Origin of the sequence: Stenotrophomonas sp. 8(2023) (assembly GCF_030345295.1) — a bacterium.
Classification (GTDB): Bacteria; Pseudomonadota; Gammaproteobacteria; order Xanthomonadales; family Xanthomonadaceae; genus Stenotrophomonas; species Stenotrophomonas muris.
Genome location: NZ_CP128404.1, coordinates 2889564 through 2914846, shown reverse-complemented (window position 1 = coordinate 2914846; position 25283 = coordinate 2889564). Strand labels below are relative to the sequence as shown.

Genomic DNA, 25283 nt, shown 5'->3' with positions numbered 1-25283 from the left:
GCGGGCGCGTTCAAACAGCCAAATTGTACCCCCAACCGGACACGAAGGGGCACCACCACAGGTATCCCGCGTCCGCCGGTGCCGGTTCCAGACAGGTTCGGTCGGCTGTGCCGACTCAGATGCCGAGCGCACGCAGTTCGCTGCAGACGCGCGAACGGTCCCAGACACGCTGCAATTGCTGCTCGAACGGCTGCGAACGTGCTGGCAGCGCGATGCCGGCCTCGCCGTCGAGGCGATGGCCGATCAGACGAAAGTAGAAGTCGCCCGCATCGTTGAGCAGGCAGGCCGAGGCCAGCGCGCGGTCGACCGGATCGCTGACCTCGCGGAACTGGATCACGCTGGGCAGGCGCTGGGCCAGCGCCAGCAGCGGCGACCCGGCAGACGCGATCGCGGCGGCGTCGTGCACGATCACCCGCAGCTGCTTGTCGTGGCGGGCGGTGACGAAGCGGCGCAGGGCGGACTGTACCGGGGGCGCGTCGAGCAGCCCCGGGTCCAGTTGGCGGCTGTGCAGCCACAGCTGGCGACGGGCGCGGTGGATGATGGCCGTGGTGATCGCCACCGCCTCGGCGCGGCTGTCGATGGCGCTGGCCACGCCCAGCCGGCGGCGCATCTGCTGGTGTCCGATGCCGGCTTCCTCGAACACCTCGCCCTCGGGCAGGAAGCCCTGGCGTGCATAGAAATCGCGCGCGGGCAGCTGCGCGTGCAGGTGCAGTTCGGCCAGGCCGAGCCGGCGCCCGGCTTCGACCAGGGCCGCCAGCAGGGCCTCGCCGACCCCGTTGCTGCGATGGGTGGCCAGCACGGCCATGCGGCCGATGCGGCCGTCCGGAGCCAGCCTGCCGGTGCCGACCGGCTGGCCGTCACTGTCCAGCGCCAGCACATGGGCACTGACCGGGTCCAGCGCATCGCGTTCCAGCTCGGCGGCGATGCCCTGTTCCTGCACGAACACGCGTTGGCGCACGTCGTGGATGGCAACGTGGGCGTCGGCGTGGCTGACCTGCTGGACCCGGATCATGACGATGGCTCAGGCCCGGCCGGTGCTGTCGTCTTCGTCGTCGTCCTCGAAGTTGACGATGACCTCGATACCGTCGTCGTGCACGGTCACGGAGTGGACATCGTCGGACACCGCGTCGGCGTCGATCGTCTCGACGCGGTCGCGGCCTTCGACGACCTCGCCGAGCACCACGGCATCCTCGCTGTCTTCCTCGTCTTCGGCCTCGTACACCTCATTCGGGTCGATCAGCTGGAACACACCACCGACCAGCAGCTGCTGGACCACGGCACGGCCCTTGTCGGACAGGCCGCGATAGGCGGCGGCGTCGAGCTGCTCGGCGCCGGCCAGGCGCTGCGCGTCCTTCACCGGCAGCGCGAAGTCCTGGCCGCTGACATACAGGCTGGCGCCACGCTTGGCCCGGCGCCAGGCCAGGCGGGCCCACGGGTGGCGCTGCAGCAGCATGCCCGAGGCCAGCGCTTCGACCACTTGCTCCGCGGCCGGCGCGGCCTGGTGGGCCATTACTTCGCCGGCGGCGCGGTAGGTGGTGATGAAGCGGCCGAACCAGTCACCCAGCTTGTCCGGGTCGTTCATGCGGATGGCGTTGAGGGCGGTGATCACCCGCGCCATCGCCACCGTGTCGATTTCGTTCGGGTCGGCCGGCACCTTCAGGTCGGCATCCTGGTAGCGGATGTTCTCATCGGCATCGGCGATCAGGGTGTCCAGATAGTCGCTGATCAGCTCGGCAGAAGACGGCGCACGCATGCCGAACGAGAAGGTCAGGCAGGGGTCTTCGGCGACGCCGTGGTGCGGCACGTTCGGCGGCAGGTACAGCATGTCGCCCGGCGCCAGCACCCAGTCGTGGGTGGGCTTGAACACCTTCAGCAGTTTCAGCTCCACGTCCGGGCGGAAGCCCAGCGGCGGCTGCCTGCCCTTGATCGATTCGCTCGCATCGATCTGCCAGCGGCGGTGGCCGTGGGCCTGCAGCAGGAACACGTCGTACTGGTCGACATGGGCGCCGACCGAGCCGCCGGTGGCGGCGAAGCTGATCATCACGTCATCCATGCGCCAGCGCGGCAGGAAGCTGAAGTGTTGGATCAGGGCGCGCACGTCCGGGTCCCACTTGTCCACGTCCTGCACCAGCAGGGTCCAGTCGTGGTCGGGCAGGGCGGGGAACACGTCTTCCTGGAACGGGCCGGTGCGCACGCGCCAGCCGTCCTGGGCCTTGTCGTGCTCGATCAGGCGCGCCAGCACACCTTCCTCGCAGGCCAGCCCGGCCAGGTCTTCCGGCTGTACCGGGGTCTGGAAATCCGGAAAGGCATTGCGGATCAGCAGCGGGCGCTTCTGCCAGAAGTCGCGCAGGAAGGTGGCCGGCGCCATGCCGAGCGGCTGGCCAGGGCGGGCGGTGACTTCGATCAGGGGGGCGGAGGACTTGCGGGCGGCCATGGGGGAATCCTTGCAGCGGAAAGCGGGAGGGGCGGCGTGGCGGGCCGCCAAGGGTTCCATTGTCCGCCGTTCGTCGGGATTGCGCACGTGCGGTGGTTTGTCGCGGGGGGGCCGGCCAACGGCGGAGCCCCTCGTGGCGGGGTCTGGGTTGGTCGCTGAAAGCAAAAGCCGGGTTTGGCCGGGCGGGTGGGCTGCGCGGGGGACGCTGCAAGTACGTCCCTGTAAGCTTGGCCGCCGCATCCATGCGGCGGACACCCCCGCGCAGCCCACCCGCCCGGCCCCTGACAGTTTCCTGCGTGGCCCGCCACGGAATGGAAGAAGAAGATCAAAGGCAACAGTGGGTCGCGCGCTGCGCTTGCTCATGCCCTTGTAGAGCCGAGCCCACGCTCGGCTTGCTGTTGCCCACGCCCAAAAGCAGCCGAGCACGGGCTCGGCTCTACAAAAGACCCTCAAACAAAGACGGACGCGGCGAAGCCGCGTCCCTCTTTCAAATTCCGTCCCGACAACCCAATGCTCTTCGATCCGTCACCGGGAATCTGCCAGAGGTGGGGCGGGAGGGGCCAGCGGGACCGTTGGCGCCATGGATGGCGCCATCGAGCCCCCATGGATGGGTTCACGGCGTGTCCCGCTGGCCCCTCCCGCCCCACCCAGCTAGCAGCAATCCAGAGCCGCTCTTGACGTTGCTATTGCCGTTGCCGTTGCCGTTGCCTGCCGCAGGCAGCGCCCGCGGCCGCCGCCGCAAGCAAACCCCTTAAATCTTCTTCGCCAGCGACTCAGCCAGGCCGGTGTAGCTGCCCGGGGTCATCTCAAGCAGGCGCTGCTTCGCATCCGCCGGCAGCTCCAGCCCCTGCACGAACGCACGCATCGACTCGGCGGTGATGCCCTGGCCGCGGGTCAGCGCCTTCAGCTGCTCGTACGGGTTCGGCAGGCCGTGGCGGCGCATCACCGTCTGCACGGCCTCGGCCAGCACTTCCCAGGCTGCGTCCAGATCGGCATCCAGGCGCTGCGGGTTCACTTCCAGCTTGCCCAGGCCCTTGGCCAGCGAATCCAGTGCCACCTGGCTGTGGCCGAACGCGGTGCCCAGCGCACGCAGCACGGTGGAATCGGTCAGGTCACGCTGCCAGCGGCTGATCGGCAGCTTCGCGCTGAAGTGCTCGAACAGCGCGTTGGCGATGCCGAAGTTGCCTTCCGCATTCTCGAAATCGATCGGGTTGACCTTGTGCGGCATCGTCGACGAACCAACTTCGCCTTCCTTCAGGCGCTGCTTGAAGTAGCCCAGCGAAACGTAGCCCCAGATGTCACGGGCCAGGTCGATCAGGATGATGTTGGCGCGGCGTGCGGCATCACCGATCTCGGCGATGTTGTCGTGCGGCTCGATCTGCGTGGTGTACGGGTTGAACACCAGGCCCAGGCCGGTCACGAAGCGCTCGGCGAAGGCTGGCCAGTCCACGTCCGGGTAGCTGGCGATGTGGGCGTTGTAGTTGCCCACCGCGCCGTTGATCTTGCCGGCCAGTTCGACCGCGGCAATCTGCCGGCGCTGGCGCTCCAGGCGCGCGACCACGTTGGCCAGTTCCTTGCCCAGGGTGGTCGGCGAGGCGGTCTGGCCGTGGGTGCGCGACAGCATCGGCTGGCCAGCCTGGGTGTGGGCCAGGGTGCGCAGGGTGCTGGCGATGCCGTCCAGGGTCGGCAACAGCACCTCGCGGCGCGCCTGTTCCAGCATCAGGCCGTAGCTGAGGTTGTTGATGTCTTCGCTGGTGCAGGCGAAATGCACGAATTCCAGCGCCGGCGCCAGCTCGGCGTCGTCCTTCAGCTGTTCCTTGATGAAGTACTCCACCGCCTTGACGTCATGGTTGGTGGTGCGCTCGATCTCCTTCACGCGCGCGGCCTGGGCCGGGCTGAAGCTGGCGGCCAGCGCGCGCAGGCGGGCGATGGCAGCGTCGGAGAACGGGGCCAGTTCGACGATGCCCGGCTCGGCGGCCAGGGCCAGCAGCCATTCCACCTCGACCGTGATGCGGGCCTTGATCAGGCCGTACTCGGAGAAGATCGGGCGCAGGGCGTCGACCTTGCCGGCATAGCGGCCATCGAGCGGGGACAGGGCGAGCAGGGCGGAATCGGACATGTCGGCAGGGCTGGGACGAGCGGCGGGGCCGATATTCTACGACGTGCCGGCGGGGCGTGCCCTGTAGAGCCGAGCCCACGCTCGGCTGCTTCGGAGAATCCGGCGCCCCGCGGGCAGCCGAGCATGGGCTCGGCTCTACAACACGGCCCTGCGGACGGAACGATCTGGCCCGTCCTCGTCATCCCACGCTGCGGGCAAGGGAGTATCGTTGGCGCAGCCGCCAGCCCGGGAAGCGACACCCTGCCAGCCGCCGCTTCCCTTTCCCCAACTGAAGTAGTGCGGAGTTGATGCAATGAGCAGAGCTGCAAGCAAGGGTTTCAGAATTGAACACGACAGCATGGGCGAACTGCAGGTGCCTGCCGACGCCCTGTGGGGCGCGCAGACCCAGCGTGCCGTGCAGAATTTCCCGGTGTCGGGCCAGCGCATGCCGCGCGGTTTCATCCGTGCCCTGGGCCTGGTCAAGGGCGCTGCCGCTGGCGTCAACGCCGAGCTGGGCCATCTGCCCAAGAACGTGGCCAAGGCCATCCAGACCGCTGCCGCCGAAGTGGCCGCCGGCACCTGGGACGCGCAGTTCCCGATCGACGTCTACCAGACCGGTTCTGGCACGTCCTCGAACATGAATGCCAACGAGGTCATCGCCACCCTGGCCAACCGTGCCGGCAAGGCGGGCAAGACCGCGGTGCACCCCAATGACCACGTCAACCAGGGGCAGAGCTCCAATGACGTGATCCCGACCGCGTTGCGCGTATCGGCGGTACTGGCGGCACATGAGCAGCTGCTGCCGGCGCTGGTGCACCTGCGCAAGACCCTCGACAAGAAGGGCCGCAGCCTGCGCAAGGTGGTCAAGACCGGCCGCACGCACCTGATGGATGCGATGCCGCTGACCTTCGAGCAGGAGTTCGGCGCATGGTCGGCACAGCTGGCCTCGGCACAGGAACGCATCGAAGACAGCCTCAAGCGTGTGCGCCGGCTGCCGCTGGGCGGCACCGCCATCGGTACCGGCATCAATGCCGACCCGCGCTTCGGCGCGCAGGTGGCCAAGGCGTTGAAGCAGCAGACCGGGTTCAAGTTCGACAGCGCCGAGAACAAGTTCGAGGGCCTGGCCGCGCAGGATGACGCGGTGGAACTGTCGGGCCAGCTCAATGCACTGGCGGTGGCGCTGATCAAGATCGCCAACGATCTTCGCTGGATGAACGCCGGTCCGCTGGCCGGGCTGGGCGAGATCGAACTGCCGGCGCTGCAGCCGGGCAGCTCGATCATGCCGGGCAAGGTCAACCCGGTGATTCCGGAAGCGACGGTGATGGCCTGCGCGCAGGTGATCGGCCACCACACCGCGATCACCGTGGCCGGGCAGACCGGCAACTTCCAGCTCAATGTCACCCTGCCGCTGATCGCGGTGAACCTGCTGGATGGCATTGGCCTGCTGGCCAATGTGTCGCGCCTGCTGGCCGACAGCGCGATTGCCGGGCTGAAGGTGCGTGAGGATCGCGTTGCCGAAGCATTGGCGCGCAACCCCATCCTGGTCACCGCGCTGAACCCGATCATCGGCTACGAGAAGGCGGCGGCGATTGCCAAGCGTGCCTACAAGGAGCAGCGTCCGGTGCTGGATGTCGCGCTGGAGGACAGCGGCCTGGATGAAGCCGAGCTGCGCCGCCTGCTGGACCCGGCCGCACTGACTGCCGGTGGCATCCACGCGGGGGGCGGTGGCGGCGGCGGTTGATCTGCCGGTCGTAGGGCCGAGCCCATGGCCGGCTGCTTCCTGGACCTGGGCCGAGCATGGGCTCGGTTCTACAAGAGGAAACGCCGCCCAGGGGGCGGCGTTTTTTCAGCGACGGTCGGCGACGATGTTGCCGAAGGTGTCGGTGTAGTCCTTGAACTCGGGGATGCGCTGGACCAGGTCGGCCGGGATCACTTCCATGCCTTCCGGCGGCTGGATCTTCACCGGCTGCATGTTGGGATCGGCCGGGGCGGCGACCAGGGTGTTCTGGCGCAGCACCTGCAGCTTGCCGAACATGGTCTGCAGCATCTGCTTCTGTGCCTCGTCCAGCGGAATCTGGATCTCGTCCACCTTCATCGAACCATCGCCGAGGATGATGATGTTCGGCGCCGGCGGGCGACGCACAGTGACCATGCCTTCGCTGACGGAGATCTTTGGCTTGCCGCGCTCGGCGCGGTGGTTGCGGTAATCCTTGTCACAGCCGACCAGGCCCAGGCAGAGCAGGGCGGCCAGCAGCAGGAACAACTTCTTCATGGCATTCGGTTGGGGGGCCTCCGGGGCCGCCATTGTAAGCCGGCCGGCGCACGACGGCCGGCAGCGGGGCGCCGCTGCCGGCCGGGTGCGCTGATCTGTCACAGGCCTAGCGTTGGACCACGGTGTCCTTGCCGCAGTCGTCGACGTCACTCTGGTCCATCGTTGCGTAGGGCTTGAACGCCGGCAGCTCGCGCGCCAGTGCCTGCTGGCTGGCCAGCATCGCCGGCAAGCGGTTGCAGATGCGCTTGGCCTGGGCTTCGATCTTCTCCGCCTCGGCATTGATCCGCTTCTCGATGCCTTCGCTGTCGCCGCTGAAGATGCCCTTCAGTGCCTCCCCGGCAGCGCTGGCGCCGAGCTTGGCGCCGGCCAGGCCGACATCCATGCCGTCCATCGCAATGGCGACGACGTGGCCGCGGTACTCCAGCAACCGCTGTCGCTGGGCCTCGTTGGCCGGCACGTCCTTGCCGTCGATCAGCAGGTGGCCATCCGGCGTGATCTCCGCACGCGGCTGCTTGTCGGCGGAGATGTTGATGTTGCCCTGGGTAATGTCCTTCCGGGCATCAGCCATGGCCTCCTTGACGGTCTGGCCGACGCCGCTGGTGGCTTCGGCGACGCTTTTGCCGACGGTCTTGTCGGGCGTGGAAGAAGTGCCGCCGCAGGCGATCAGCGGCAGGCACAGCAGGGTGGCAGGCAGCAGGCGCAGCAGGTTCATGGCAACTCCCTCGAATTGGTCCGGTGGCGGTTACTTGTTGCGGGGCAGGGTGACCGTGCCGCCGACGTTGCGGTGGCCGACATCGCCGCTGCCGCTGTGGTCGACGGTCAGGCTGCCGCGCACGCCGTCGACCTGGATGTCACCCGAACCATGGCTGCGCACGTGCACGTTGCCGCCGATGTCGGACAGGTCGACATCGCCCGAGCCGACCACGCCGACCTCGACGTTGCCTTGCACGCGCTTGAACCCGATGTCGCCGGAACCGACCGTGTCCAGCCGGGCGTTGCCGCGGACATCGCTGATCTTCAGGTCACCGGAGCCGACGGTGCCGGTGACCGCATCGCCGCCGATGTTGCGCGCCTTGACGTCGCCGGAGCCGAGCGACAGCAGGTTCAGCGAGCCGCCACCGTCGATGTCCAGGTCACCCGAACCCACCGCTGCGTGGATGCTGCCGCGGGTGCCGCGAACGATCGCGTCGCCCGAGCCGACGTCCACGCTCAGCGATTGGGCGTTGTCCACGCTGGCATCGCCGGAGCCGACCTTGAGCTGCAGGGGCAGGTTGTCGGGCACGCTGCCGCGGATGTCGAGCCACGCATAGCTGTTGCCCAGGCTGATGCCGCTGTGGCGGCCGTCGCGGCGCAGGCTGACGACCAGCTTGTCGCCTTCCCTGCGCTGCTCCAGTACCAGCTGGTCCAGCCATTCCTGGCTGGAGGCGCAGGCGCGGCCATCGAGCTGGCCACCGCCCTTGCTGGCGACGACCTTCAGGTCATGCTGGTTCACCTCCAGCACCACCGCCTTGGCGCCGGCCACATCCAGCTTCAGCGTGCGGGCGGCGGTGAACTTGCAGTTCGGAGCATCGGCGGCCAGCGCCGACAGAGGCAACAGCAACAACGCAGAACAGGCGAGCAGGGAACGCATGGGTGGTGCCTCCGGGTGGATGGAATCAGATCTCGCCGGCGCGCTTGCGCAGGCGGATGGCGAGGACGATGAACACGACACCGACGGCGGCACCGATCCATAGTTCCGGCATCGCCAGCGACTTCAGCTGCGAGGCCGGGGACATCAGGCTGACCACCGATTCGAGATCGCGACGCGTGCCTTCCTCGGCGCTGAGGCGATACACCAGGTCGGTGCCCGGCACGCCACCCAGCAGCAGGCGGCCAACGATGTTCTGCCAGAACCAGCCGGTGGTCAGGCCGATCAACGGCATCACCTTGGTGGTGCTGACAATGACGCCGGCGAACAGCGGCAGCATCACCGCCCACAGGAACGGTTTGGTGCGGGCCCAGGCCGAGCACAGCAGCAGCCAGCCGGCGGTGGGCAGGGCCCACAGGGCGTAGACCGGAATCCAGGCCAGGTGACCGGCGGCCAGGGTCAACGGGCTGGCCGGGCCCCAGATCAGGGTCATCGGGCTGCCACCGTGCATCAGCGCGACGATGCTGATCACCAGCATGAAGCCGAACATGGTGATGATGCCGGCGATCACCGCGATCAGCGGGGCCACGACCAGTGCGCTGATCACCTTGGACAGCACGGTCTGGGTGTCCGACAGCGGCAGCGACTTCCAGAACAGGATGCTGCGGTCGCGACGGTCGTCGTACAGGGCGCCCAGGCAGTAGAAGAACACCACGAAGGCCAGCACCAGGAACGGCCAGGCCGAGCTGAGCACCAGGGTCAGGTCGAGGCCGTTGCCGAGGTCGGCCAGGTCCTTGGCGCTGATGTCGCGGGTCAGCAGGGCCAGGTCCAGGCCGTTGATGTTCACGCTCTCGCCGTCGACATGCAGTGCGCCGTTGCGTGCTGCACGGTTCAGTGCAAACAGGCCGAAGGCGATGCCGACGGTGCTCATCACCAGCGAGATCAGGCCGGCGATCAGCGGCGCATACAGGAAACCGCCACGGTTCTCCCAGTACTCGCGCTTGAGCAGCCAGCGCAGGGTGCCCATCGGGCTGACGGGGTGGTTGACGGCAGTCATGCGTAGGTCCCCTTCATGATGGCGACGAACAGATCGGCCAGGCCCGGGCTGCGGGTCTCGCCAAGGGTGGAGAGCTGGGTGCGCGGCACACCGTCGAACAGCATTACGGTCTTGCCGAACGTCAGGCTGCGCTCGTCGATCGGCTTCAGCGCACGCGCGGTCTCCAGCTGGTCGGCGTTGACCAGAAGCTCGGTGTAGCGCTGGCCGACATCGTCCATTTCTGCATCGAGCACGATGCGACCATCACGGATGAACATGACGTCGCTGAGGATGTGCTCGATCTCCTCCACCTGGTGGGTGGTGACGATGATGGTCTTCTGTTCGTCGAAATAATCTTCCAGCAGGCGCTGGTAGAACTCCTTGCGGTACAGGATGTCCAGGCCCAGGGTGGGCTCGTCCAGCACCAGGATGCGCGCATCGATGGCCATCACCAGCGCCAGGTGCAGCTGCACGATCATGCCCTTGGACAGTTCGCGCACGCGCTGCTTCGGCTGCAGCTTGGTGTTGGCCAGGAAACGCTCGCAGCGGGCACGGTCGAAGCGCGGATGGACACCGGCGACGAAATCGATCGCTTCACGGACCTTCAGCCAGCGCGGCAGCACGGCGACGTCGGCAATGAAGCAGATGTCGTTCATCAGCGCGTCGCGGTGCTGCCGCGGGTCGCGGCCGAGCACGCTCAACTCACCTTCCACCGAGGTCAGGCCGAGGATGGCCTTCAGCGCGGTGGTCTTGCCGGCGCCGTTGGGCCCGATCAGGCCGACGATGCGCCCGCTCGGAATGCTGAAGCTGGCATTGTCGAGGGCCACGGTGGTCTTGTAGGCCTTGCGCAGGCCTCGGGCGGTGATGACCGGTTCACTTGCAGTGCTATTCATCAGACTTTCCCCTGGGGCAGCAATTCGTCGAGGCTCAGGCCCAGGCGCTGGATGCGCTCCAGCACCGCCGGCCATTCTTCGTTGAGAAAGCGCTCGCGCTCGCTGCTGCGCAGCTGCGTGGCCGCCTGCTCGGTCATGAACATGCCCAGGCCGCGGCGCTTCTCGACCAGGCCTTCATCGGCCAGTTCCTGGTAAGCGCGCGAAACGGTGATGGGGTTGAGCTGGTAGTCGGCGGCCACCTGGCGCACCGAAGGCAGGGCATCGCCCGGCTTGAGGATTCCGTCGAGCATCATGGCGATCACGCGCTCCTTCAACTGACGGTAGATGGGAGCGCCGTCGCTCCACTGGATGTCGCTCATATTCAGCTCCGTGGGGTCAGCGGCTGTGCGAACGAGAAGTACGGCATGGACAGGGAGCTGTGCAGCCGACGCGGGGGAGAGGGGGAGGGATCGGCGTTCCCGGCCGGCGAAACGGATGCATCCTGCGCACTGTCGGCGGAGGCGGGAGCGGTTGGCATGGCCAGCCAGGCCAGCACGATCAGGGTCGAAACGGCAGCGGCCGCGGGTGCGGTGAGGTTGCGACGGATCCGGGCGTTCATGGCTCCCCCTGTCTCAGGTGACTGGTGTTGTATGCAACTATAACACCGGCACGCCCACGTGCAACCCCTTGCCGTGCCCAACTGATGGCAGGGGTGGTCAAACCGTTGAAATATCCCCTTATCCCCTTGATTGAAAAGGGAAACGGAATTGTCGTGCGGGCCGATCACGCCCTGCCTTCCATTCAGCGTTGTCCATGCTATGTCATCCCTGCGCCGTTGAGGGTGGGTCCTCCCGGGAAAGGCCACGCCGCGCAAAGCCGCCGGCGCCCGCCGCAACAAGGGGCAACGGAGCCCGGTGCTATAGTTCGGCCGATTCCCGGCCGCTATCGGCCGGCCCTGTGAATGGCTACCGCGGACTGCTCTCGATGCCCCTGCCGACCGTTGTTCCGCGCCGACTGCGCGGCCTGTCCCTGTTGACCCTGCTGGTGGCCGGCCTGGCCGGTTCCGCCCACGTGCTGGCGGCCGATCTGCTGGACCTGGACTATCGCCCGCTGGCAAGCAAGCAGCAGGTCAACCTGCAGCAGCGCTACCACGGGCAGGTGCTGCTGGTGGTCAATACCGCAAGCAAGTGCGGCTATACCCCCCAGTACGAAGGCCTGGAGGCGCTGCAGAAGCGTTATGCCGGCCGCGGCTTTGCCGTGCTGGGTTTCCCGTCCAACGATTTCAAGGGCCAGGAACCGGGTGACGAGAAGCAGATCCAGGATTTCTGCACGCTTACCTATGGCGTCAAGTTCCCGATGTTCGAGAAGGTGCACGTCGTCGGTGCGGAGGCCACGCCGCTGTACCAGCGGTTGACCGCAGCCACCGGCGTGGCGCCGGGCTGGAACTTCCACAAATATCTGGTCGGCCGCGATGGCAAGGTCATCGCCCAGTTCGCCAGCAAGGTGACGCCGGACGATCCACAGCTGACCGCCGCCATCGACAAGGCGCTGGCCGTCGCTCCTACGCATTGATATCCGGCACGGATGCCTCGACATCGACGGCATGCGTGCGACAATGCTTCTTTTCGCGCCGACGTCGGCGCCCAGACACTTCCAGGAATGCAGCGAATGAAGATGGGAATGCGCGGCGCCGCGGCGTCGGTTCTGATTCTGGCGATGGGCACTTCGGGTGTCGCTCTGTCGCAACAACCGGCTGCCCCCGCAGCCGCCAAGGAGACCGCAACCTTGAATTCCCCCAAGCAGAAGCTCGGCTACGCCATCGGCCTGGACGTCGCCAAGTCGTTCACCCCGATCGCCGATGAGATCGATGTGGCCGCGTTGCGCACCGCCGTGGAACGTTCGTTCGAAGGCCTGCAGCCGCAGATCACCCAGGAACAGGCCAAGGCCACCGATGCCGCACTGCGCCAGGTCGTGATGGCCCGCAGCGGGCAGCAGGTGCCGGGCATGGCGCCGGGTTCGCAGCCGCCGAAGGTCGACCGCGTCAAGGTGTCGCAGATGATCGGTTCCTACTCGGTCGGCCCGTCGCTGGCACAGCTGAAGGACGACATCGATGTCGCCTCGCTGTTTGACGCGATCAGCACCGGCCTGAGCAAGGGTCAGCCGAAGATGACGGAAGCTGACGCGACCGCCACCATCCAGGCGTTCATGGGCAGCAAGCAGGCCGAAATGCAGGCCAAGGCCGCCGCTGCCGCGCAGACCAACCGCGAGGAAGGCAATGCGTTCCTGGCCAAGAACAAGACCCAGCCGGGCGTGGTAACCACCCCGTCGGGCCTGCAGTACCAGGTCATCCGCCCGGGCAGCGGCGAGCGTCCGCTGCCGAGCAGCAAGGTGCGCGTGAACTACGAAGGCAAGCTGCTCAACGGCACCGTGTTCGACAGCTCCTATGGTCGCCAGCCGGCCGAGTTCGGCCTGGACCAGGTGATCAAGGGCTGGACCGAAGGCGTCGCGCTGATGCCGGTCGGTTCGAAGTACCGCTTCTGGATCCCGGGCGAGCTCGCCTACGGTGAGAACGGCACCCCGGGTGGCCCGATCGGCCCGAACGCGACTCTGACGTTCGACGTCGAGCTGCTGGGCGTCCTGCCGTAAGCGACCACGGAGCCAGCACGGACATGCGCGTTGCGATTTTCGGTACCGGTTACGTAGGGCTGGTGACCGGTACCTGCCTGGCCGATGTCGGCCACCAGGTGGTCTGCGTCGATATCGACCAGGCCAAGGTCGATGGCCTCAACCAGGGCATCATCCCGATCTATGAGCCGGGCCTGGAACCGATGGTGAAGGCCAATCACGCCGCGTCGCGGCTGACGTTCACCACCGATGCCGCAGCCGCGATCGGCCACGGCCAGGTCGTGTTCATCGCCGTCGGCACGCCGCCGGACGAGGATGGCAGCGCTGATCTGCAGTACGTGCTGGCCGTGGCCCGCACCATCGGCCAGCACATGAGCGTGCCGACCGTGGTGGTCAACAAGTCGACGGTGCCGGTGGGCACCGCCGACAAGGTCCGTGCCGCCATTGCCGCAGAGCTGGCGGCACGTGGCGCCGACATCGCCTTCGACGTGGTGTCCAACCCGGAATTCCTGAAGGAAGGCGACGCCGTTGCCGACTGCATGCGTCCGGATCGCATCATCATCGGTGCGACCAGCGCCGAGTCGGTGGCGGTGATGCGGCGCCTGTATGCACCGTTCAACCGCAACCACGACCGCGTGGTGGAAATGGACGTGCGTTCGGCCGAGCTGACCAAGTACGCCGCCAACGCGATGCTGGCGACCAAGATCTCGTTCATGAACGAAATCGCCAACATCGCCGAACGTGTCGGCGCCGATGTGGAGCAGGTCCGCCAGGGCATCGGCTCGGATCCGCGCATCGGCTGGCATTTCATCTACCCGGGCGCCGGCTATGGTGGCTCGTGCTTCCCCAAGGATGTGCAGGCGCTGGCCCGCACCGCGCAGCAGGCCGGCCTGGAGCCTAAACTGCTGAACGCCGTGGAAGCGGTCAACGATGCGCAGAAGGGCCATCTGTTCGCCCTGGTCCAGCGCCATTACGACAAGGGCGAGGACGAAGGCGTGCGTGGCAAGACCTTTGCCGTGTGGGGCCTGGCATTCAAGCCAAACACCGACGACATGCGCGAAGCCTCCAGCCGACGCCTGCTGGCGCAACTGTGGGAAGGCGGTGCGACGGTGCGTGCCTACGATCCGGAAGCGATGCATGAGGCGCAGCGCATTTTCGGTGAACGCGATGACCTGGTGTTCTGCAGCAATGCCAGCGAGGCGCTGCAGGGCGCCGATGCACTGGTCGTGGTGACCGAGTGGAAGCAGTTCCGCAGCCCCGATTTCCAGACGCTGCGCGAGCAGTTGAAGGACGCGGTGGTGTTCGACGGCCGCAACCTGTACGAGCCGGCGGACGTGGAAGCAGCGGGCCTGGCGTATTACGGCATTGGCCGGGGGCGCTCGCTGCATGTCTGATCTGCTGCCAACCGAACGCGAGCAGGCGCTGGAAGCGCGCCTGGTCGAACTGGAAATGCGCGTGTCCTTCCAGGAACAGGCGCTGGCCGAACTGAGCGATGCGCTGGCCGATGCCCGCATGCAGGGCATGCGCAACGCCGACGTGCTGCGCGTGCTGCTGGAAGATCTGGGCAAGGTCCGCAACGCGCTGAATTCTTCCGATCCGGCGAGCGAACCGCCGCCGCCGCACTACTGATCCGAATCCTATGAGCGATACCCTCCGCGACCAGCTGATGGGCCTGGGCTTCAAGCCTGCGCCCAAGCCAGAGCGCAAGAATGATGGCCCCCGCCGTGATGGCCGCCCGCAGGGCAAGGGTGGCAACGGCAATGGAAAGCCGCAGGGCGCTGGCAAGGGCGAGCACAAGCCCGGCCAGCGTCGCGGTCCTGGCCATGGCGGCCCGGGCAAGCCCGGCCAGTCGCGTGGCCCGGGCCAGCAGGGCCCGCGCAAGCCGCGCAGCGCAGAAGAGATTGACCTGGCCAAGGCCTACGCCATCCGCGCGCAGAAGGAAAAGGAAGAGCGCATCGAAACCGAGCGCCTGAAGCAGGAAGAGGCGCGTGTGCGCCGCGAGGCCAAGGCCAAGCTGGAAGAACTGCTGAAGGACAAGGGCCTGAATGCCGAAGCGGCGGACATTGCCCGCCACTTCCCCTACGGCGGCAAGATCAAGCGCATCTATGTGACCGCCGAACAGCTGACCGCGCTCAACGCCGGTGAGCTGGGTGTGGTCCAGCTCAATGGCCGCTATCTGCTGGTGACCGCCGAGGTGCTGGCGCAGTGCGAGGCGGTGTTCGCCGCATCGGTGGCGCTGAAGGTCGATCCGAATGCGCCGGCCGAGGAAGATCCGTACGCGGACCCGCAGTACCACGTGCCGGACGACCTGGTCTGGTAAACGCGTGACCGCCGCGGGCGCGCTGCCGTCGCGGCCGTGGGGGTAGGGATGACCGCTGATCCAAGCCGTGGCTACGTGCCGCACATTGACGGCCTGCGCGCGATCGCCGTGCTGGCCGTCATCGTGTTCCACCTGGACCCGGCCTGGTTGCCAGGCGGGTTCACCGGCGTGGATGTGTTCTTCGTCATCTCCGGTTTCGTGGTCAGCGCGTCGGTACACCGGCTGCCGCCGCTGTCGCTGGGGCAGTCGATGCTGCGCTTCTATGCGCGCCGCATCCGTCGCATCGCGCCGGCGCTGTTGGCCTGCCTGTTGCTGACTGCCGTGGCAAGCGTGCTGTTCATTCCCGAGTCCTGGCTCAGCGAAGCCAGTGACAGGACCGGACTGATGGCGTTCTTCGGCTTCAGCAACTGGGTGCTGGCAGCGATCGGCAACGACTATTTCGCACCCAGGGCCGAATTCAATCCCTACACCCACACCTGGTCGCTGGGCGTGGAAGAGCAGTTCTACCTGCTGTTCCCGCTGCTGTTCCTGGCTTGGGCGCGCGGTGCACGCGGGCGCTGGATCAGCCTGGGCCTGTTCGCCCTGGTCAGCATGGCGTCGCTGCTGCATGCGGCGGTGCTGGGTCTGCGCGAGGCGCCGCCATCGTGGGCGTTCTATGCCACCAGCACCCGCCTCTGGCAACTGGGGGTGGGCGTGCTGCTGTTCCAGCTGCTGCATGTGCGCGAATCGCTGGACCCGGCAACCGGCCAGGCACTGAAGCGCGCCGCGCCGGTGTTCTCCCTGCTGGCCATGGTGGCGCTGGGCCTGCTGGGGTGGGCGTTGTGGTCCGCGCGTGCCGGGCGGTCACCGTGGCCTGACGGCGTGCTGCCGGCCTTCGCCACCGCGGGCCTGCTGTGGGCGCTGCATCATCATCCGCAGGCATGGGTGGCGCGCCTGTTGGCCAGCGCCCCGATGCGCCGTATCGGCCTGCTGTCGTACTCGCTGTACCTGTGGCACTGGCCGGTGTTCGTGCTGATGCGCTGGACCGTGGGCCTGCAGACACCCTTGCAGATGACCGCCGCGATGGCGTTGGTGCTGCTGCTGTCATGGCTGTCGTGGCGCTGGGTGGAACAGCCGTTCCGCGGCACGTTGGCGCAGCGTCTGCGTCCCGGGCGTTGGGTGCTGGCCGGCGCGGTCGTACTGCTGTGCGCCGCCGGCATCCAGACAGTGCTCTACCTGCAGGCGCCGCGGCTGTCGTTGAGTACGGTCAGCCGGCATCCGACCGATTGGTACCCCAATGGCAAGAGCGTGGCCGGTGACTATCCCGAGTGTGCACTGGTGGTCGCCAAGCATCGTTTCGAAGGCGGTAGTGCGCGCACCTTTGCGCGTGGAGACTGCGACCGCCCGCTACCGGTTGGCGCGCCGAAGCGGGTGTTCGTTGCTGGTGATTCGCATGCGATGGCCTACATCGAGCTGCTGCAGCGACTGGCCCTGGAAACCGGCTCGGCGGTCTCCCTCTATGGCCGCGGCGGATGCCCGCAGGTGAGCCTGCAGAAGTGGCGCGGTGCCGGTGCCGGTTGCGCTGATTTCGACGCCGCGGTGTTCGCCGATATCGCGCGGCGCGCGCAGCCGGGGGATGCCGTGGTGCTGGTGTCGTTGCGCGTGCCACGCCTTTCCGATCAGTTCGTGCTGTTCGATGCGCAGGCGCAGCTGGCGGGCGAACTGACGGCAGAGGCCGCGGCAGGACGCGACGCCGAAGTGGCCGAGGCGGTCGCGCAGTGGAGACCCCTGGCCGAGCGTGGCGTACGCATCGTGCTGGAGGCGCCCAAGCCAGTGCTGCCAGCGCCTCCTTATCGCTGCTCGGACCGCTTCAATGCCCGCAACGAGGTCTGCCGCAACGGCCTGGACAGCACGCGCGTCGCGATGGAAACGTTGCGGGCACCCATGCTGGGCAGCCTGCAGCAGGTGGTCGATGGACTGCCAGGTGGCGTGCTGTGGGACCCGATGCCGGTGCTGTGCGACGACGCGTTATGTCCAGCCCAGCGCGATGGGCGGCCGCTGTTCTTCGATGGCGATCATCTCAGTGCGCATGGCAACCGGGTGCTGCTGCCCTCGCTGCAACAGGTGCTGTTGCAGCGCTGAGCCGGGCAGGGGTCAGCGCACGCGGCTGTTCCGTCGCGCACGTATGAGCGGCAGGCTCAGTGCGAAGAAACAGAGCAGGGCGCCAATCAGGGCGAAGCCGCTGCCGGCCAGGAACGCGGTGCGACCATCGTCGATCTTCCACAGTTGGCCGGCAATGAGTGCGCCGAGCACACCGCCGACACCGGACGAGAATCCGTACAGCAGCCCCTGGCCATGCCCATTGAGGCGACCGGGGAAGTAGGTCGCCAGCATCTGCATCGCTGCTGCGAAGAACGCCGCAAAGCCCAGCGCGTGCGCGCTCTGCGCCAGCAGCATCACCGGCAGGTTTTCCGGGAACAGTGCGGTCACGGCCCAGCGCAGGCAGGAACTGACCAGCGCGATCAACAGCATCCAGCTGGCGTCATAGCGGCGGAAGAAGCGGCCGATGGTGAAGAACACGCCCACTTCGAAGACCACACCGATGGTCCACAACAGGCCCAGGGTGGAGGTGCGGTAGCCGTGATGGTCCATGTAGACCGAAAAGAACGTGTAGTACGGGCCGAAAGACAGTTGCTCCATGAAGGCGGCCAGGAAGAACGCCAGCACCGGCGGTCGGCGCACGATCTGCCAGAAGCCGCTGGCGTCGCCGCCGGTCTTGCCGACGCCGCGCGCGTAGTGGTTGCTGAAGGCCGAGGCGACCAGCAGCGCGAACAGTGGCAGCATCATCCACGGCAGCAGCCCGGCGTGGCTGGCCGTACCGTCACCTTCGATCAGCCAGCCGAACAGGGTCACGACGGCGATGAAACCGAGCGAGCCCCAGACCCGGATCAACCCGTAGCGATGGCTGTCGTTGCCCAGATGGGTGAGGGTGATCGACTCGAACTGCGGCATCACCGCGTTGTAGAAGAAGCAGAACACCACCATCGCCGGGTACATCCACGGCTGTGGCAGCGGCAGCAGGAATACCGCGAAGCTGAGCAGGGTCAGCACGCAGCCCGCGCGCAGCAGGCGGATCGGTCGTGGCGATGCGGCCGCCAGCGAGGTCCAGGTGCTGGGCGCGATCACGCGGGTGGCGTACCACAGGCCCATCATCACGCTGATGGCCGTCACGCTCATGCCGCGCGCGCTCAGGAACAGGCTCCAGTACGGCGTGAACGCGCCCAGCGCCGCGTAGTAGAACAGGTAGAAGCTGGAGAGGCGTGCAACGGGAACGGTCATCGCGGAATGATGAGGCAAAAAAGGGGACGGAGGGAATTAAGTCGCGAATGCATAAACGACTTAATCCCCTCCGTCCCCTTTTTGTGTCATTCGGGGTCGTAGTCGAGGTTGGAGGCCAGCCAGCGTTCGGCCTGGGCGCGGTCCACGCCCTTGCGGCGGGCGTAATCGCTGACCTGTTCGCGGCTGAGCCGGCCGACCACGAAGTACTGGCTCTGCGGATGGCTGAAGTAGTAGCCCGAGACAGCGGCCGTGGGCAACATCGCGAAGCTCTCGGTCAGTTCCATGCCGGCGTTTGCTTCGGCCTGCAGCAGGTCGAACAGGCGCCGTTTCTCGCTGTGTTCCGGGCAGGCCGGATAGCCAGGCGCCGGCCGGATGCCGCGATACTGCTCGTCGATCAGGGCGTCGTTGTCCAGCGCCTCGGCGCGCTCATGGCCCCAGAATTCGGTACGCACGCGCTGGTGCAGGCGCTCGGCCAGCGCCTCGGCGAGGCGGTCGGCCAGTGCTTTCAGCAGGATCGCGTTGTAGTCGTCATGCTCGGCCTCGAAGCGCGCGACGTGCGCGTCGATGCCGATACCGGCAGTGACTGCGAACGCGCCGATCCAGTCCTGCTTGCCACTGTCGAGGGGCGCGATGAAATCGGCCAGGCAGAAGTCCGGGCGCTCGGCCGGCTTGTCTACCTGCTGGCGCAGGAAGTGCAGGGTGGTTTCGCCCTGCGGGTGCTGCACGCGGACGTCGTCGCCGATGCTGTTGGCCGGCCACAGGCCGAACACGGCCTTGGCCGTCAGCCACTTCTCGCCGACGATGCGCTCGAGCATCGCGCGCGCATCGCGGTACAGCTCGCTGGCCTGGGTGCCGACGATCTCGTCGGTGAGGATGGCCGGGAACTTGCCGGCCAGCTCCCAGGCCTGGAAGAACGGCGTCCAGTCGATGTAGTCGACCAGCTCGTCCAGCGGGTAGTCGTCGAATACGTGCAGGCCGGGGTGTTCCGGTGCCGGTGGCGTGTAGCTGTCCCAGCCGCCCTGGAATTTCTGCGCGCGCGCATGTTCCAGCGTCACCAGGCGCTTGGCGTCGCCACGGTTGCGGTGGCGGGCGCGGATCTCGGCATAGTCGGCTTCGTTGGCGGCGACGAAGGCTTCGCGCAGGTCGCGTGAGATCAGCGACTGGGCCACGCCCACCGCGCGCGAGGCGTCCTTCACCCACACCGTAGGCGCTTTGTAGTGCGGGTCGATCTTCAGCGCGGTGTGCGCGCGCGAGGTGGTGGCGCCGCCGATCAGCAGCGGCAGGTCGAAGCCCTGGCGCTCCATCTCGCGGGCGACGTGGCTCATCTCCTCCAGCGACGGGGTGATCAGTCCGGACAGGCCGACCAGGTCGGCGTTGTGCTCGCGGGCGGCATCGAGGATCTTCTGCGCCGGCACCATCACGCCCAGGTCGACCACCTCGAAGTTGTTGCAGGCCAGGACCACGCCGACGATGTTCTTGCCGATGTCATGCACATCGCCCTTCACCGTGGCCATGATGATCTTGCCATTGCTCTTGGCGGTATCACCGCTGCGTGCCTTCTCCGCCTCGATGTACGGCAGCAGGTAGGCCACCGCCTTCTTCATCACGCGTGCGGATTTCACCACCTGCGGCAGGAACATCTTGCCGGCACCGAACAGGTCGCCCACGATGTTCATGCCGTCCATCAGCGGGCCCTCGATCACGTCCAGAGGGCGGCTGGAGGCCTGCCGGGCCAGCTCGGTGTCTTGCTCGACAAAGGCATCCAGGCCGTGCACCAGCGCATGTGCCAGGCGCTGCGCCACCGGCTTCCCGCGCCAGGCCAGGTCCTCGGTCTTTGCCGCGCCCTTGCTGCCCTTGTAGCGCTCGGCGATCTCCAGCAGGCGCTCGGTGGCATCGCTGCGGCGGTTGAGGATCACGTCCTCGACGCGCTCGCGCAGCTCAGGCTCCAGCTCGTCGTAGATCGGCATGGCGCCGGCGTTGACGATGCCCATGTCCATGCCGGCGGCGATGGCGTGGTAGAGGAACACCGAGTGGATGGCCTGGCGCACCGTTTCGTTGCCGCGGAACGAGAACGAGACGTTGGAGACGCCGCCGGAGACGTGGCAGTGCGGCAGGGTCTGCTTGATGATGCGGGTGGCTTCGATGAAGTCCACCGCATAGTTGTCGTGCTCTTCGATGCCGGTGGCGACGGCGAAGATGTTCGGGTCGAAGATGATGTCCTGCGGCGGGAAGCCGATCTCGTCGACCAGGATGCGGTAGGCGCGGGTGCAGATCTCGACCTTGCGCGCGCAGGTATCGGCCTGCCCACTTTCATCGAAGGCCATGACCACCGCGGCGGCGCCATAGCGCAGGACCTTGCGCGCGTGTTCGCGGAACAGCGCCTCGCCTTCCTTCAACGAGATCGAATTGACCACGCTCTTGCCCTGCAGGCACTTCAGCCCGGCCTCGATCACGCTCCACTTGGAGGAGTCGACCATGACCGGGATGCGGGCGATGTCCGGCTCGGACATGATCAGGTTGAGGTAGCGGGTCATCGCCGCTTCCGAATCGATCAGGCCCTCGTCCATGTTGACGTCGAGGATCTGCGCGCCGCTGGCGACCTGCTGGCGGGCCACGTCCACCGCTTCTTCGTAGCGGCCTTCCTTGATGAGCTTGCGGAACTGCGCACTGCCGGTGACGTTGGTGCGTTCGCCGACGTTGATGAACAGCAGGTCCGGAGTGATGACCAGGGGTTCCAGGCCGGACAGGCGGGTAGGGCGGACAGGCGTCATGGCAGGCGTCGGCTCAACAGCAGGAGGGCGGGAAGTGTGGAACGGTGGCGGCGACATTCATGCGGCCTGCTCCTGGACACCGGGCAGGGCGCGCGGCGGCAGCCCGGCCACGGCGCGGGCGATCGCACGGATGTGGTCGGGGGTGGAGCCGCAGCAGCCGCCGACCAGGTTCAACAGGCCATCCTCGGCGAAGCCGCGCAGGGTGGTGGCCATCTCCTCAGGCGTTTCGTCGTACTCGCCGAAGGCGTTGGGCAGGCCGGCGTTGGGATGTGCGCTGACGTAACAGTCGGCGACCTGCGAGAGGGTTTCCACGTGCGGGCGCATCGCCTCGGCGCCCAGCGCGCAGTTCAAGCCGATCGACAGCGGGCGCGCATGCGCCAGTGACGCATGGAAGGCCTCGGCGGTCTGCCCGGACAGGGTGCGCCCGGAGGCGTCGGTGATGGTGCCGGAGATCATCACCGGCAGGCGTGCACCACGCGCGTCGAAGGCCTCCTCCAGCGCATACAGCGCGGCCTTGGCATTGAGCGTGTCGAAGATGGTCTCGACCATGAGGGTGTCGGCGCCGCCATCGATCAGGCCCTCGATGGCTTCGCGATAGGTGTCGCGCAACTCGTCGAAGCTGGTGTTGCGGAAGCCCGGATCGTTGACGTCGGGACTGATCGAAGCGGTGCGGCTGGTGGGACCGATCACCCCGATCACGAAGCGCGGCTTGCCCGGCGTGGCCGCAGCCACCGCATCGCAGCAGGCGCGTGCAACGGCGGCGCCGGCCTTGTTCAGCTCGTACACCAGGTGTTCGAGGTGGTAGTCGGCCTGGCTGACCGAAGTGGCGTTGAAGGTGTTGGTCTCGACCAGATCCGCCCCGGCGTCCAGGTATGCGGTATGGATGTCGGCGATGACCTGCGGCCGGGTCAGCAGCAGCAGGTCGTTGTTGCCCTTCAGGTCATGGCCTTCAGGCGTGCCGTGGTCGCAGCCGGGACCGTGCGCATGGTCATAGCCACCGGCGAATCGCTCGCCGCGGTAGTCGTCTTCCTGCAGACCATGGCGCTGGATCATCGTGCCCATCGCGCCGTCGATGATCAGGATCCGCTCGCGCAGGGCGTCGAGCAGGGCGTTGGCACGGTCAGGATGCAACCAGGGCAGGGCGGGCATGGTGGTCTCGGGCTCAGGGCTTGTTGGCGATCAGCGAAATCACTTCGAAGTGCGGCGGACGCTTCTCGCGGGTGACCGTTTCCAGGCTGGACACCTGCAGGCCGGCCTTGTCGACGAACTTGCGCAGCTCCTTGTCGCTGAAGCCGAGGTTGACGTGGCCATAGGCCTCCACCGCTGCCTTGTGCTCGTGACGGGCCAGGCTGCACAGCAGCAGGCGGCCGCCCGGGCGCAGCACGCGTGCGGCTTCGGTTACGGCCTGCGCCGGCTTGCTGGCATAGGTCAGCGCGTGCATCAGCACCACCAGGTCGAAGCTGCCGTCCTTGAACGGCAGGGCATGCATGTCACCCTCGCGGACTTCCACATTGGGCAGCCGGCGCAGGCGCTCGCTGGCAGCGGCGACCACGCGCGCGCTGGTATCGATGCAGATGTAGCGCTTGGCGTGGGGGGCGACCAGTTCGGCCAGCACGCCGTCACCGGAGGCGATGTCCAGCACGTCGCCGGTCTCCAGCAACGGCAAGGCGGTGCGCGCCAGCGCCTCCCAGGTACGGCCCGGAGAGTAGTGGCGCTCCATGTCGCCGGCCACGCTGTCGGCCCAGTTCTGGTCAGAGGCGCGGTGGGCCAGCACTGCAGCCACGCGCTCGGCATCCTGGCGCAGCAACGGGTCGTCGCTTCCGTTGCTCAAGGCATGCCACAATGCACGCTGCGCCGGGTCCAGCTGGGCTTCGTCGAAACGGTAGTAGGCCGACACGCCGGCACGGCGGTCGCGGACCAGGCCGGCTTCCTTCAGGCGCGCCAGGTGGGTGGACACGCGCGGCTGCGCCAGCCGGGTGATTGCCGACAGTTCGGCCACGGTCAGTTCCTCCTGCTCCAGCAGCGCCAGCAGGCGCACGCGGGTGGCATCGGCGAACACCTTCAGGCGGGTCGACCAGTCTTCCAGATCCATAAATATCTACCTATCGCGATATAGAGATATATTCGCCGAGAAGACCTGCCGCGGTCAAGTCGCCAGCGTACGGAAACAGCCGGCCCCCGGTACAATCGGAGCACCTGGGCGCGCCGTATGCGGCCCATAACTTCATGTACCCGGGAGGGTGTTGTGGATTTCAGCTTTACCGAAGAGCAGTTGATGCTGCAGGACGTGGCGCGGCGCATCGCGCAGGAAAAGATCGCCCCCAGCGCGGAGCACCATGACCGCACCGGCGAGTTCCCGCTGGACAACATCCGCCTGCTGGGCGAGAACGGCCTGATGGGCATCGAAGTGCCGACCGAGTACGGCGGTGCGGGCATGGACCCGGTTGCGTACGTGCTGGCGATGGTGGAGGTCGCCGCCGCCGACGCCGCTCACTCGACCATCATGTCGGTCAACAACTCGCTGTTCTGCAACGGCATCCTCACCCACGGTACCGAGCAGCAGAAGCAGACCTACGTGCGTGCCATCGCCGAAGGCACCGCCATCGGCGCGTTCGCGCTGACCGAGCCGCAGTCCGGTTCCGATGCCACTGCCATGCGCTGCCGCGCGGTGAAACAGGCCGACGGCACCTTCGTCATCAATGGCAAGAAGAGCTGGATCACCTCCGGCCCGGTGGCCAAGTACATCGTGCTGTTCGCGATGAGCGAGCCGGACAAGGGCGCGCGCGGCATCACCGCCTTCATCATCGATACCGACAAGGCCGGTTTCGGTCGTGGCAAGACCGAGCCCAAGCTGGGCATCCGCGCCTCGGCCACCTGCGAGATCGAGTTCAACGATTACGTGGCGCAGGCCGAGGACGTGCTGGGCCAGGAGGGCGAGGGCTTCAAGATCGCCATGAGCGTGCTCGATGCCGGCCGCATCGGTATCGCCTCGCAGGCCATCGGCATCGCCCGTGCCGCCTATGAAGCGACCCTGGAGTACGTGAAGGAGCGCAAGGCCTTCGGTGCCGCCATCGGCACCTTCCAGATGACCCAGGCCAAGATTGCCGACATGAAGTGCAAGCTGGATGCAGCGCTGCTGCTGACGTTGCGCGCGGCTTGGGTGAAGGGCCAGGGCAAGCGCTTCAGCAACGAAGCCGCCATCGCCAAGCTCACCGCCTCGGAAGCGGCGATGTGGATCACCCACCAGGCGGTGCAGATCCACGGCGGCATGGGGTATTCGAAGGAGATGCCGCTGGAGCGTTACTTCCGTGATGCCAAGATCACCGAGATCTATGAAGGCACCTCGGAAATCCAGCGCCTGGTGATCGCCCGCAACGAAACCGGGCTGCGCTGAGACGCAACGGCCGCGCCGCTGCAAGGGCGGCGCGGCCGGTCGATCCACGCCACGCGTGGATGCGCTGTGCTCTTGGCCGAACGATGCCGGATCTGTTCCAATGCAGGCCGTTTCCATACGGTCTGCACAGATGATCTATCGTGGTTGGGGAATCCTGACACTGATCACGCCGATCGCAGCGATCCTGCTGCTGGCGTATTTCTTCCCGCACGCAGGCCCCAAGGGCAACACCCCACTCTCGCAGGTGTTGCTGGGTGCCAGCATTGGCGCGGCGGTGAACGTGCTGCTGGGCCTGTGGCTCAACCGGGCACCCCGGCAGAAGGGCGAAGTGGCGCCCCATCATTTCTTTTTCGTGCCGATGCAGTGGGCTGCACTGGTAATCGTGGCAGTGTGCGTGGTGGTCGCGCTGTTGCGCTGAGACGTGACTCGAACGGCGCCCACCAAGGTTGGCGGCCACCGGGCATGCCGTTGCCCTGGTAGATGCCAACCTTGGTTGGCATGAATTCAAAGGCGGCA

The 25283-nt window shown here is 66.9% G+C and carries 23 protein-coding genes; 9 read left to right on the top strand and 14 right to left on the bottom strand.

Annotated elements, in window-relative coordinates; all coding sequences use genetic code 11:
- Window positions 1–115 precede the first annotated feature (115 nt).
- From QP609_RS13690 to purB, 3 genes are all read right to left on the bottom strand, one after another.
- Complete coding sequence (locus QP609_RS13690; RefSeq protein WP_100450318.1) at window positions 116–1012, bottom strand: GNAT family N-acetyltransferase; 897 nt, start codon at window positions 1010–1012, stop codon at window positions 116–118.
- A gap of 9 nt (window positions 1013–1021) precedes the next feature.
- The gene (locus QP609_RS13685; RefSeq protein ID WP_197621488.1) at window positions 1022–2434 is read right to left on the bottom strand and encodes a cupin domain-containing protein; all 1413 of its coding nucleotides are present in this window, start codon (window positions 2432–2434) and stop codon (window positions 1022–1024) included.
- A 751-nt stretch (window positions 2435–3185) separates the two neighbouring features.
- Window positions 3186–4553 carry an adenylosuccinate lyase gene (gene purB, locus QP609_RS13680; RefSeq protein WP_289213798.1) on the bottom strand — a complete coding sequence of 456 codons (1368 nt, stop codon included), beginning with the start codon at window positions 4551–4553 and terminating at the stop codon, window positions 3186–3188.
- Window positions 4554–4845: 292 nt separating this feature from the next.
- On the opposite strand from purB, the gene QP609_RS13675 reads away from it, so the two are divergent.
- Entirely contained in the window at window positions 4846–6273 is a 1428-nt protein-coding gene (locus tag QP609_RS13675; protein WP_032962093.1) for a class II fumarate hydratase, read from the top strand.
- Window positions 6274–6378: 105 nt separating this feature from the next.
- On the opposite strand, the gene QP609_RS13670 is transcribed toward QP609_RS13675, so the two are convergent.
- The 7 genes from QP609_RS13670 to QP609_RS13640 form a co-directional block, all read right to left on the bottom strand.
- Window positions 6379–6804: a hypothetical protein gene (locus QP609_RS13670; RefSeq protein ID WP_014647695.1), complete on the bottom strand. Its 426-nt coding sequence runs from the start codon at window positions 6802–6804 to the stop codon at window positions 6379–6381.
- Window positions 6805–6910: 106 nt separating this feature from the next.
- The gene (locus QP609_RS13665) at window positions 6911–7516 is read right to left on the bottom strand and encodes a hypothetical protein (RefSeq protein ID WP_197621538.1); all 606 of its coding nucleotides are present in this window, start codon (window positions 7514–7516) and stop codon (window positions 6911–6913) included.
- A 30-nt stretch (window positions 7517–7546) separates the two neighbouring features.
- Window positions 7547–8434, bottom strand: coding sequence for a DUF2807 domain-containing protein (locus tag QP609_RS13660; RefSeq protein WP_014647693.1), 888 nt, complete (start codon window positions 8432–8434; stop codon window positions 7547–7549).
- 25 nt (window positions 8435–8459) lie between these two features.
- A complete protein-coding gene (locus tag QP609_RS13655; protein ID WP_046431579.1) occupies window positions 8460–9488 on the bottom strand; it encodes an ABC-2 transporter permease in 1029 nt (342 codons plus the stop codon).
- Window positions 9485–10360 (bottom strand): ABC transporter ATP-binding protein, encoded by an 876-nt coding sequence (locus QP609_RS13650; protein WP_014647691.1) that lies wholly within the window; start codon window positions 10358–10360, stop codon window positions 9485–9487. Before QP609_RS13650 ends, QP609_RS13655 begins: the two co-directional genes overlap by 4 nt.
- Complete coding sequence (locus QP609_RS13645) at window positions 10360–10719, bottom strand: GntR family transcriptional regulator (protein ID WP_005410261.1); 360 nt, start codon at window positions 10717–10719, stop codon at window positions 10360–10362. The genes QP609_RS13650 and QP609_RS13645 overlap by 1 nt, the downstream gene beginning before the upstream one ends.
- A gap of 2 nt (window positions 10720–10721) precedes the next feature.
- Entirely contained in the window at window positions 10722–10958 is a 237-nt protein-coding gene (locus QP609_RS13640) for a hypothetical protein (RefSeq protein WP_014647690.1), read from the bottom strand.
- A 365-nt stretch (window positions 10959–11323) separates the two neighbouring features.
- Here QP609_RS13640 and QP609_RS13635 point away from each other — a divergent pair, with 365 nt between their 5' ends.
- The 6 genes from QP609_RS13635 (at window position 11324) to QP609_RS13610 (ending at window position 17405) form a co-directional block, all read left to right on the top strand.
- Complete coding sequence (locus QP609_RS13635; RefSeq protein ID WP_014647689.1) at window positions 11324–11911, top strand: glutathione peroxidase; 588 nt, start codon at window positions 11324–11326, stop codon at window positions 11909–11911.
- A gap of 96 nt (window positions 11912–12007) precedes the next feature.
- Window positions 12008–12985, top strand: coding sequence for an FKBP-type peptidyl-prolyl cis-trans isomerase (locus QP609_RS13630; RefSeq protein WP_032962085.1), 978 nt, complete (start codon window positions 12008–12010; stop codon window positions 12983–12985).
- A 23-nt stretch (window positions 12986–13008) separates the two neighbouring features.
- The gene (locus QP609_RS13625) at window positions 13009–14358 is read left to right on the top strand and encodes a UDP-glucose/GDP-mannose dehydrogenase family protein (RefSeq protein WP_014647687.1); all 1350 of its coding nucleotides are present in this window, start codon (window positions 13009–13011) and stop codon (window positions 14356–14358) included.
- Entirely contained in the window at window positions 14351–14593 is a 243-nt protein-coding gene (locus QP609_RS13620; protein WP_005410256.1) for a SlyX family protein, read from the top strand. Before QP609_RS13625 ends, QP609_RS13620 begins: the two co-directional genes overlap by 8 nt.
- Before the next feature lie 10 nt (window positions 14594–14603).
- A complete protein-coding gene (locus QP609_RS13615; RefSeq protein WP_197621537.1) occupies window positions 14604–15284 on the top strand; it encodes a DUF2058 family protein in 681 nt (226 codons plus the stop codon).
- Window positions 15285–15332: 48 nt separating this feature from the next.
- The gene (locus QP609_RS13610; protein ID WP_126411149.1) at window positions 15333–17405 is read left to right on the top strand and encodes an acyltransferase family protein; all 2073 of its coding nucleotides are present in this window, start codon (window positions 15333–15335) and stop codon (window positions 17403–17405) included.
- A 12-nt stretch (window positions 17406–17417) separates the two neighbouring features.
- Here QP609_RS13610 and QP609_RS13605 read toward each other — a convergent pair whose 3' ends face one another.
- From QP609_RS13605 to QP609_RS13590, 4 genes are all read right to left on the bottom strand, one after another.
- Complete coding sequence (locus tag QP609_RS13605) at window positions 17418–18602, bottom strand: MFS transporter (protein ID WP_197621536.1); 1185 nt, start codon at window positions 18600–18602, stop codon at window positions 17418–17420.
- 86 nt (window positions 18603–18688) lie between these two features.
- Window positions 18689–21373, bottom strand: a complete 2685-nt coding sequence (metH, locus tag QP609_RS13600) for a methionine synthase (RefSeq protein WP_197621535.1) — start codon at window positions 21371–21373, stop codon at window positions 18689–18691.
- A 57-nt stretch (window positions 21374–21430) separates the two neighbouring features.
- Window positions 21431–22522 carry a homocysteine S-methyltransferase family protein gene (locus tag QP609_RS13595; RefSeq protein ID WP_014647681.1) on the bottom strand — a complete coding sequence of 364 codons (1092 nt, stop codon included), beginning with the start codon at window positions 22520–22522 and terminating at the stop codon, window positions 21431–21433.
- A 13-nt stretch (window positions 22523–22535) separates the two neighbouring features.
- The gene (locus tag QP609_RS13590) at window positions 22536–23465 is read right to left on the bottom strand and encodes a metalloregulator ArsR/SmtB family transcription factor (RefSeq protein WP_014037755.1); all 930 of its coding nucleotides are present in this window, start codon (window positions 23463–23465) and stop codon (window positions 22536–22538) included.
- A 153-nt stretch (window positions 23466–23618) separates the two neighbouring features.
- Here QP609_RS13590 and QP609_RS13585 point away from each other — a divergent pair, with 153 nt between their 5' ends.
- Together QP609_RS13585 and QP609_RS13580 are read left to right on the top strand one after the other, a co-directional pair.
- Window positions 23619–24767, top strand: a complete 1149-nt coding sequence (locus tag QP609_RS13585) for an acyl-CoA dehydrogenase family protein (RefSeq protein ID WP_014647680.1) — start codon at window positions 23619–23621, stop codon at window positions 24765–24767.
- A 130-nt stretch (window positions 24768–24897) separates the two neighbouring features.
- The gene (locus tag QP609_RS13580) at window positions 24898–25185 is read left to right on the top strand and encodes a hypothetical protein (RefSeq protein WP_046431564.1); all 288 of its coding nucleotides are present in this window, start codon (window positions 24898–24900) and stop codon (window positions 25183–25185) included.
- Window positions 25186–25283 lie beyond the last annotated feature (98 nt).

Excerpts from the sequence above, each read along its gene's own strand:
- QP609_RS13665 (WP_197621538.1), bottom strand. The coding sequence starts at position 7,516 with ATGAACCTGCTGCGCCTGCTGCCTGCCACCCTGCTGTGCCTGCCGCTG.
- QP609_RS13640 (WP_014647690.1), bottom strand. The coding sequence starts at position 10,958 with ATGAACGCCCGGATCCGTCGCAACCTCACCGCACCCGCGGCCGCTGCC.
- QP609_RS13685 (WP_197621488.1), bottom strand. The coding sequence starts at position 2,434 with ATGGCCGCCCGCAAGTCCTCCGCCCCCCTGATCGAAGTCACCGCCCGC.
- metH (WP_197621535.1), bottom strand. The coding sequence starts at position 21,373 with ATGACGCCTGTCCGCCCTACCCGCCTGTCCGGCCTGGAACCCCTGGTC.
- QP609_RS13630 (WP_032962085.1), top strand. The coding sequence starts at position 12,008 with ATGAAGATGGGAATGCGCGGCGCCGCGGCGTCGGTTCTGATTCTGGCG.
- QP609_RS13675 (WP_032962093.1), top strand. The coding sequence starts at position 4,846 with ATGAGCAGAGCTGCAAGCAAGGGTTTCAGAATTGAACACGACAGCATG.
- QP609_RS13690 (WP_100450318.1), bottom strand. The coding sequence starts at position 1,012 with ATGATCCGGGTCCAGCAGGTCAGCCACGCCGACGCCCACGTTGCCATC.
- QP609_RS13645 (WP_005410261.1), bottom strand. The coding sequence starts at position 10,719 with ATGAGCGACATCCAGTGGAGCGACGGCGCTCCCATCTACCGTCAGTTG.
- QP609_RS13655 (WP_046431579.1), bottom strand. The coding sequence starts at position 9,488 with ATGACTGCCGTCAACCACCCCGTCAGCCCGATGGGCACCCTGCGCTGG.
- QP609_RS13635 (WP_014647689.1), top strand. The coding sequence starts at position 11,324 with ATGCCCCTGCCGACCGTTGTTCCGCGCCGACTGCGCGGCCTGTCCCTG.
- QP609_RS13615 (WP_197621537.1), top strand. The coding sequence starts at position 14,604 with ATGAGCGATACCCTCCGCGACCAGCTGATGGGCCTGGGCTTCAAGCCT.
- purB (WP_289213798.1), bottom strand. The coding sequence starts at position 4,553 with ATGTCCGATTCCGCCCTGCTCGCCCTGTCCCCGCTCGATGGCCGCTAT.
- QP609_RS13620 (WP_005410256.1), top strand. The coding sequence starts at position 14,351 with ATGTCTGATCTGCTGCCAACCGAACGCGAGCAGGCGCTGGAAGCGCGC.
- QP609_RS13580 (WP_046431564.1), top strand. The coding sequence starts at position 24,898 with ATGATCTATCGTGGTTGGGGAATCCTGACACTGATCACGCCGATCGCA.
- QP609_RS13610 (WP_126411149.1), top strand. The coding sequence starts at position 15,333 with ATGACCGCTGATCCAAGCCGTGGCTACGTGCCGCACATTGACGGCCTG.
- QP609_RS13625 (WP_014647687.1), top strand. The coding sequence starts at position 13,009 with ATGCGCGTTGCGATTTTCGGTACCGGTTACGTAGGGCTGGTGACCGGT.
- QP609_RS13660 (WP_014647693.1), bottom strand. The coding sequence starts at position 8,434 with ATGCGTTCCCTGCTCGCCTGTTCTGCGTTGTTGCTGTTGCCTCTGTCG.
- QP609_RS13590 (WP_014037755.1), bottom strand. The coding sequence starts at position 23,465 with ATGGATCTGGAAGACTGGTCGACCCGCCTGAAGGTGTTCGCCGATGCC.
- QP609_RS13650 (WP_014647691.1), bottom strand. The coding sequence starts at position 10,360 with ATGAATAGCACTGCAAGTGAACCGGTCATCACCGCCCGAGGCCTGCGC.
- QP609_RS13595 (WP_014647681.1), bottom strand. The coding sequence starts at position 22,522 with ATGCCCGCCCTGCCCTGGTTGCATCCTGACCGTGCCAACGCCCTGCTC.
- QP609_RS13670 (WP_014647695.1), bottom strand. The coding sequence starts at position 6,804 with ATGAAGAAGTTGTTCCTGCTGCTGGCCGCCCTGCTCTGCCTGGGCCTG.
- QP609_RS13605 (WP_197621536.1), bottom strand. The coding sequence starts at position 18,602 with ATGACCGTTCCCGTTGCACGCCTCTCCAGCTTCTACCTGTTCTACTAC.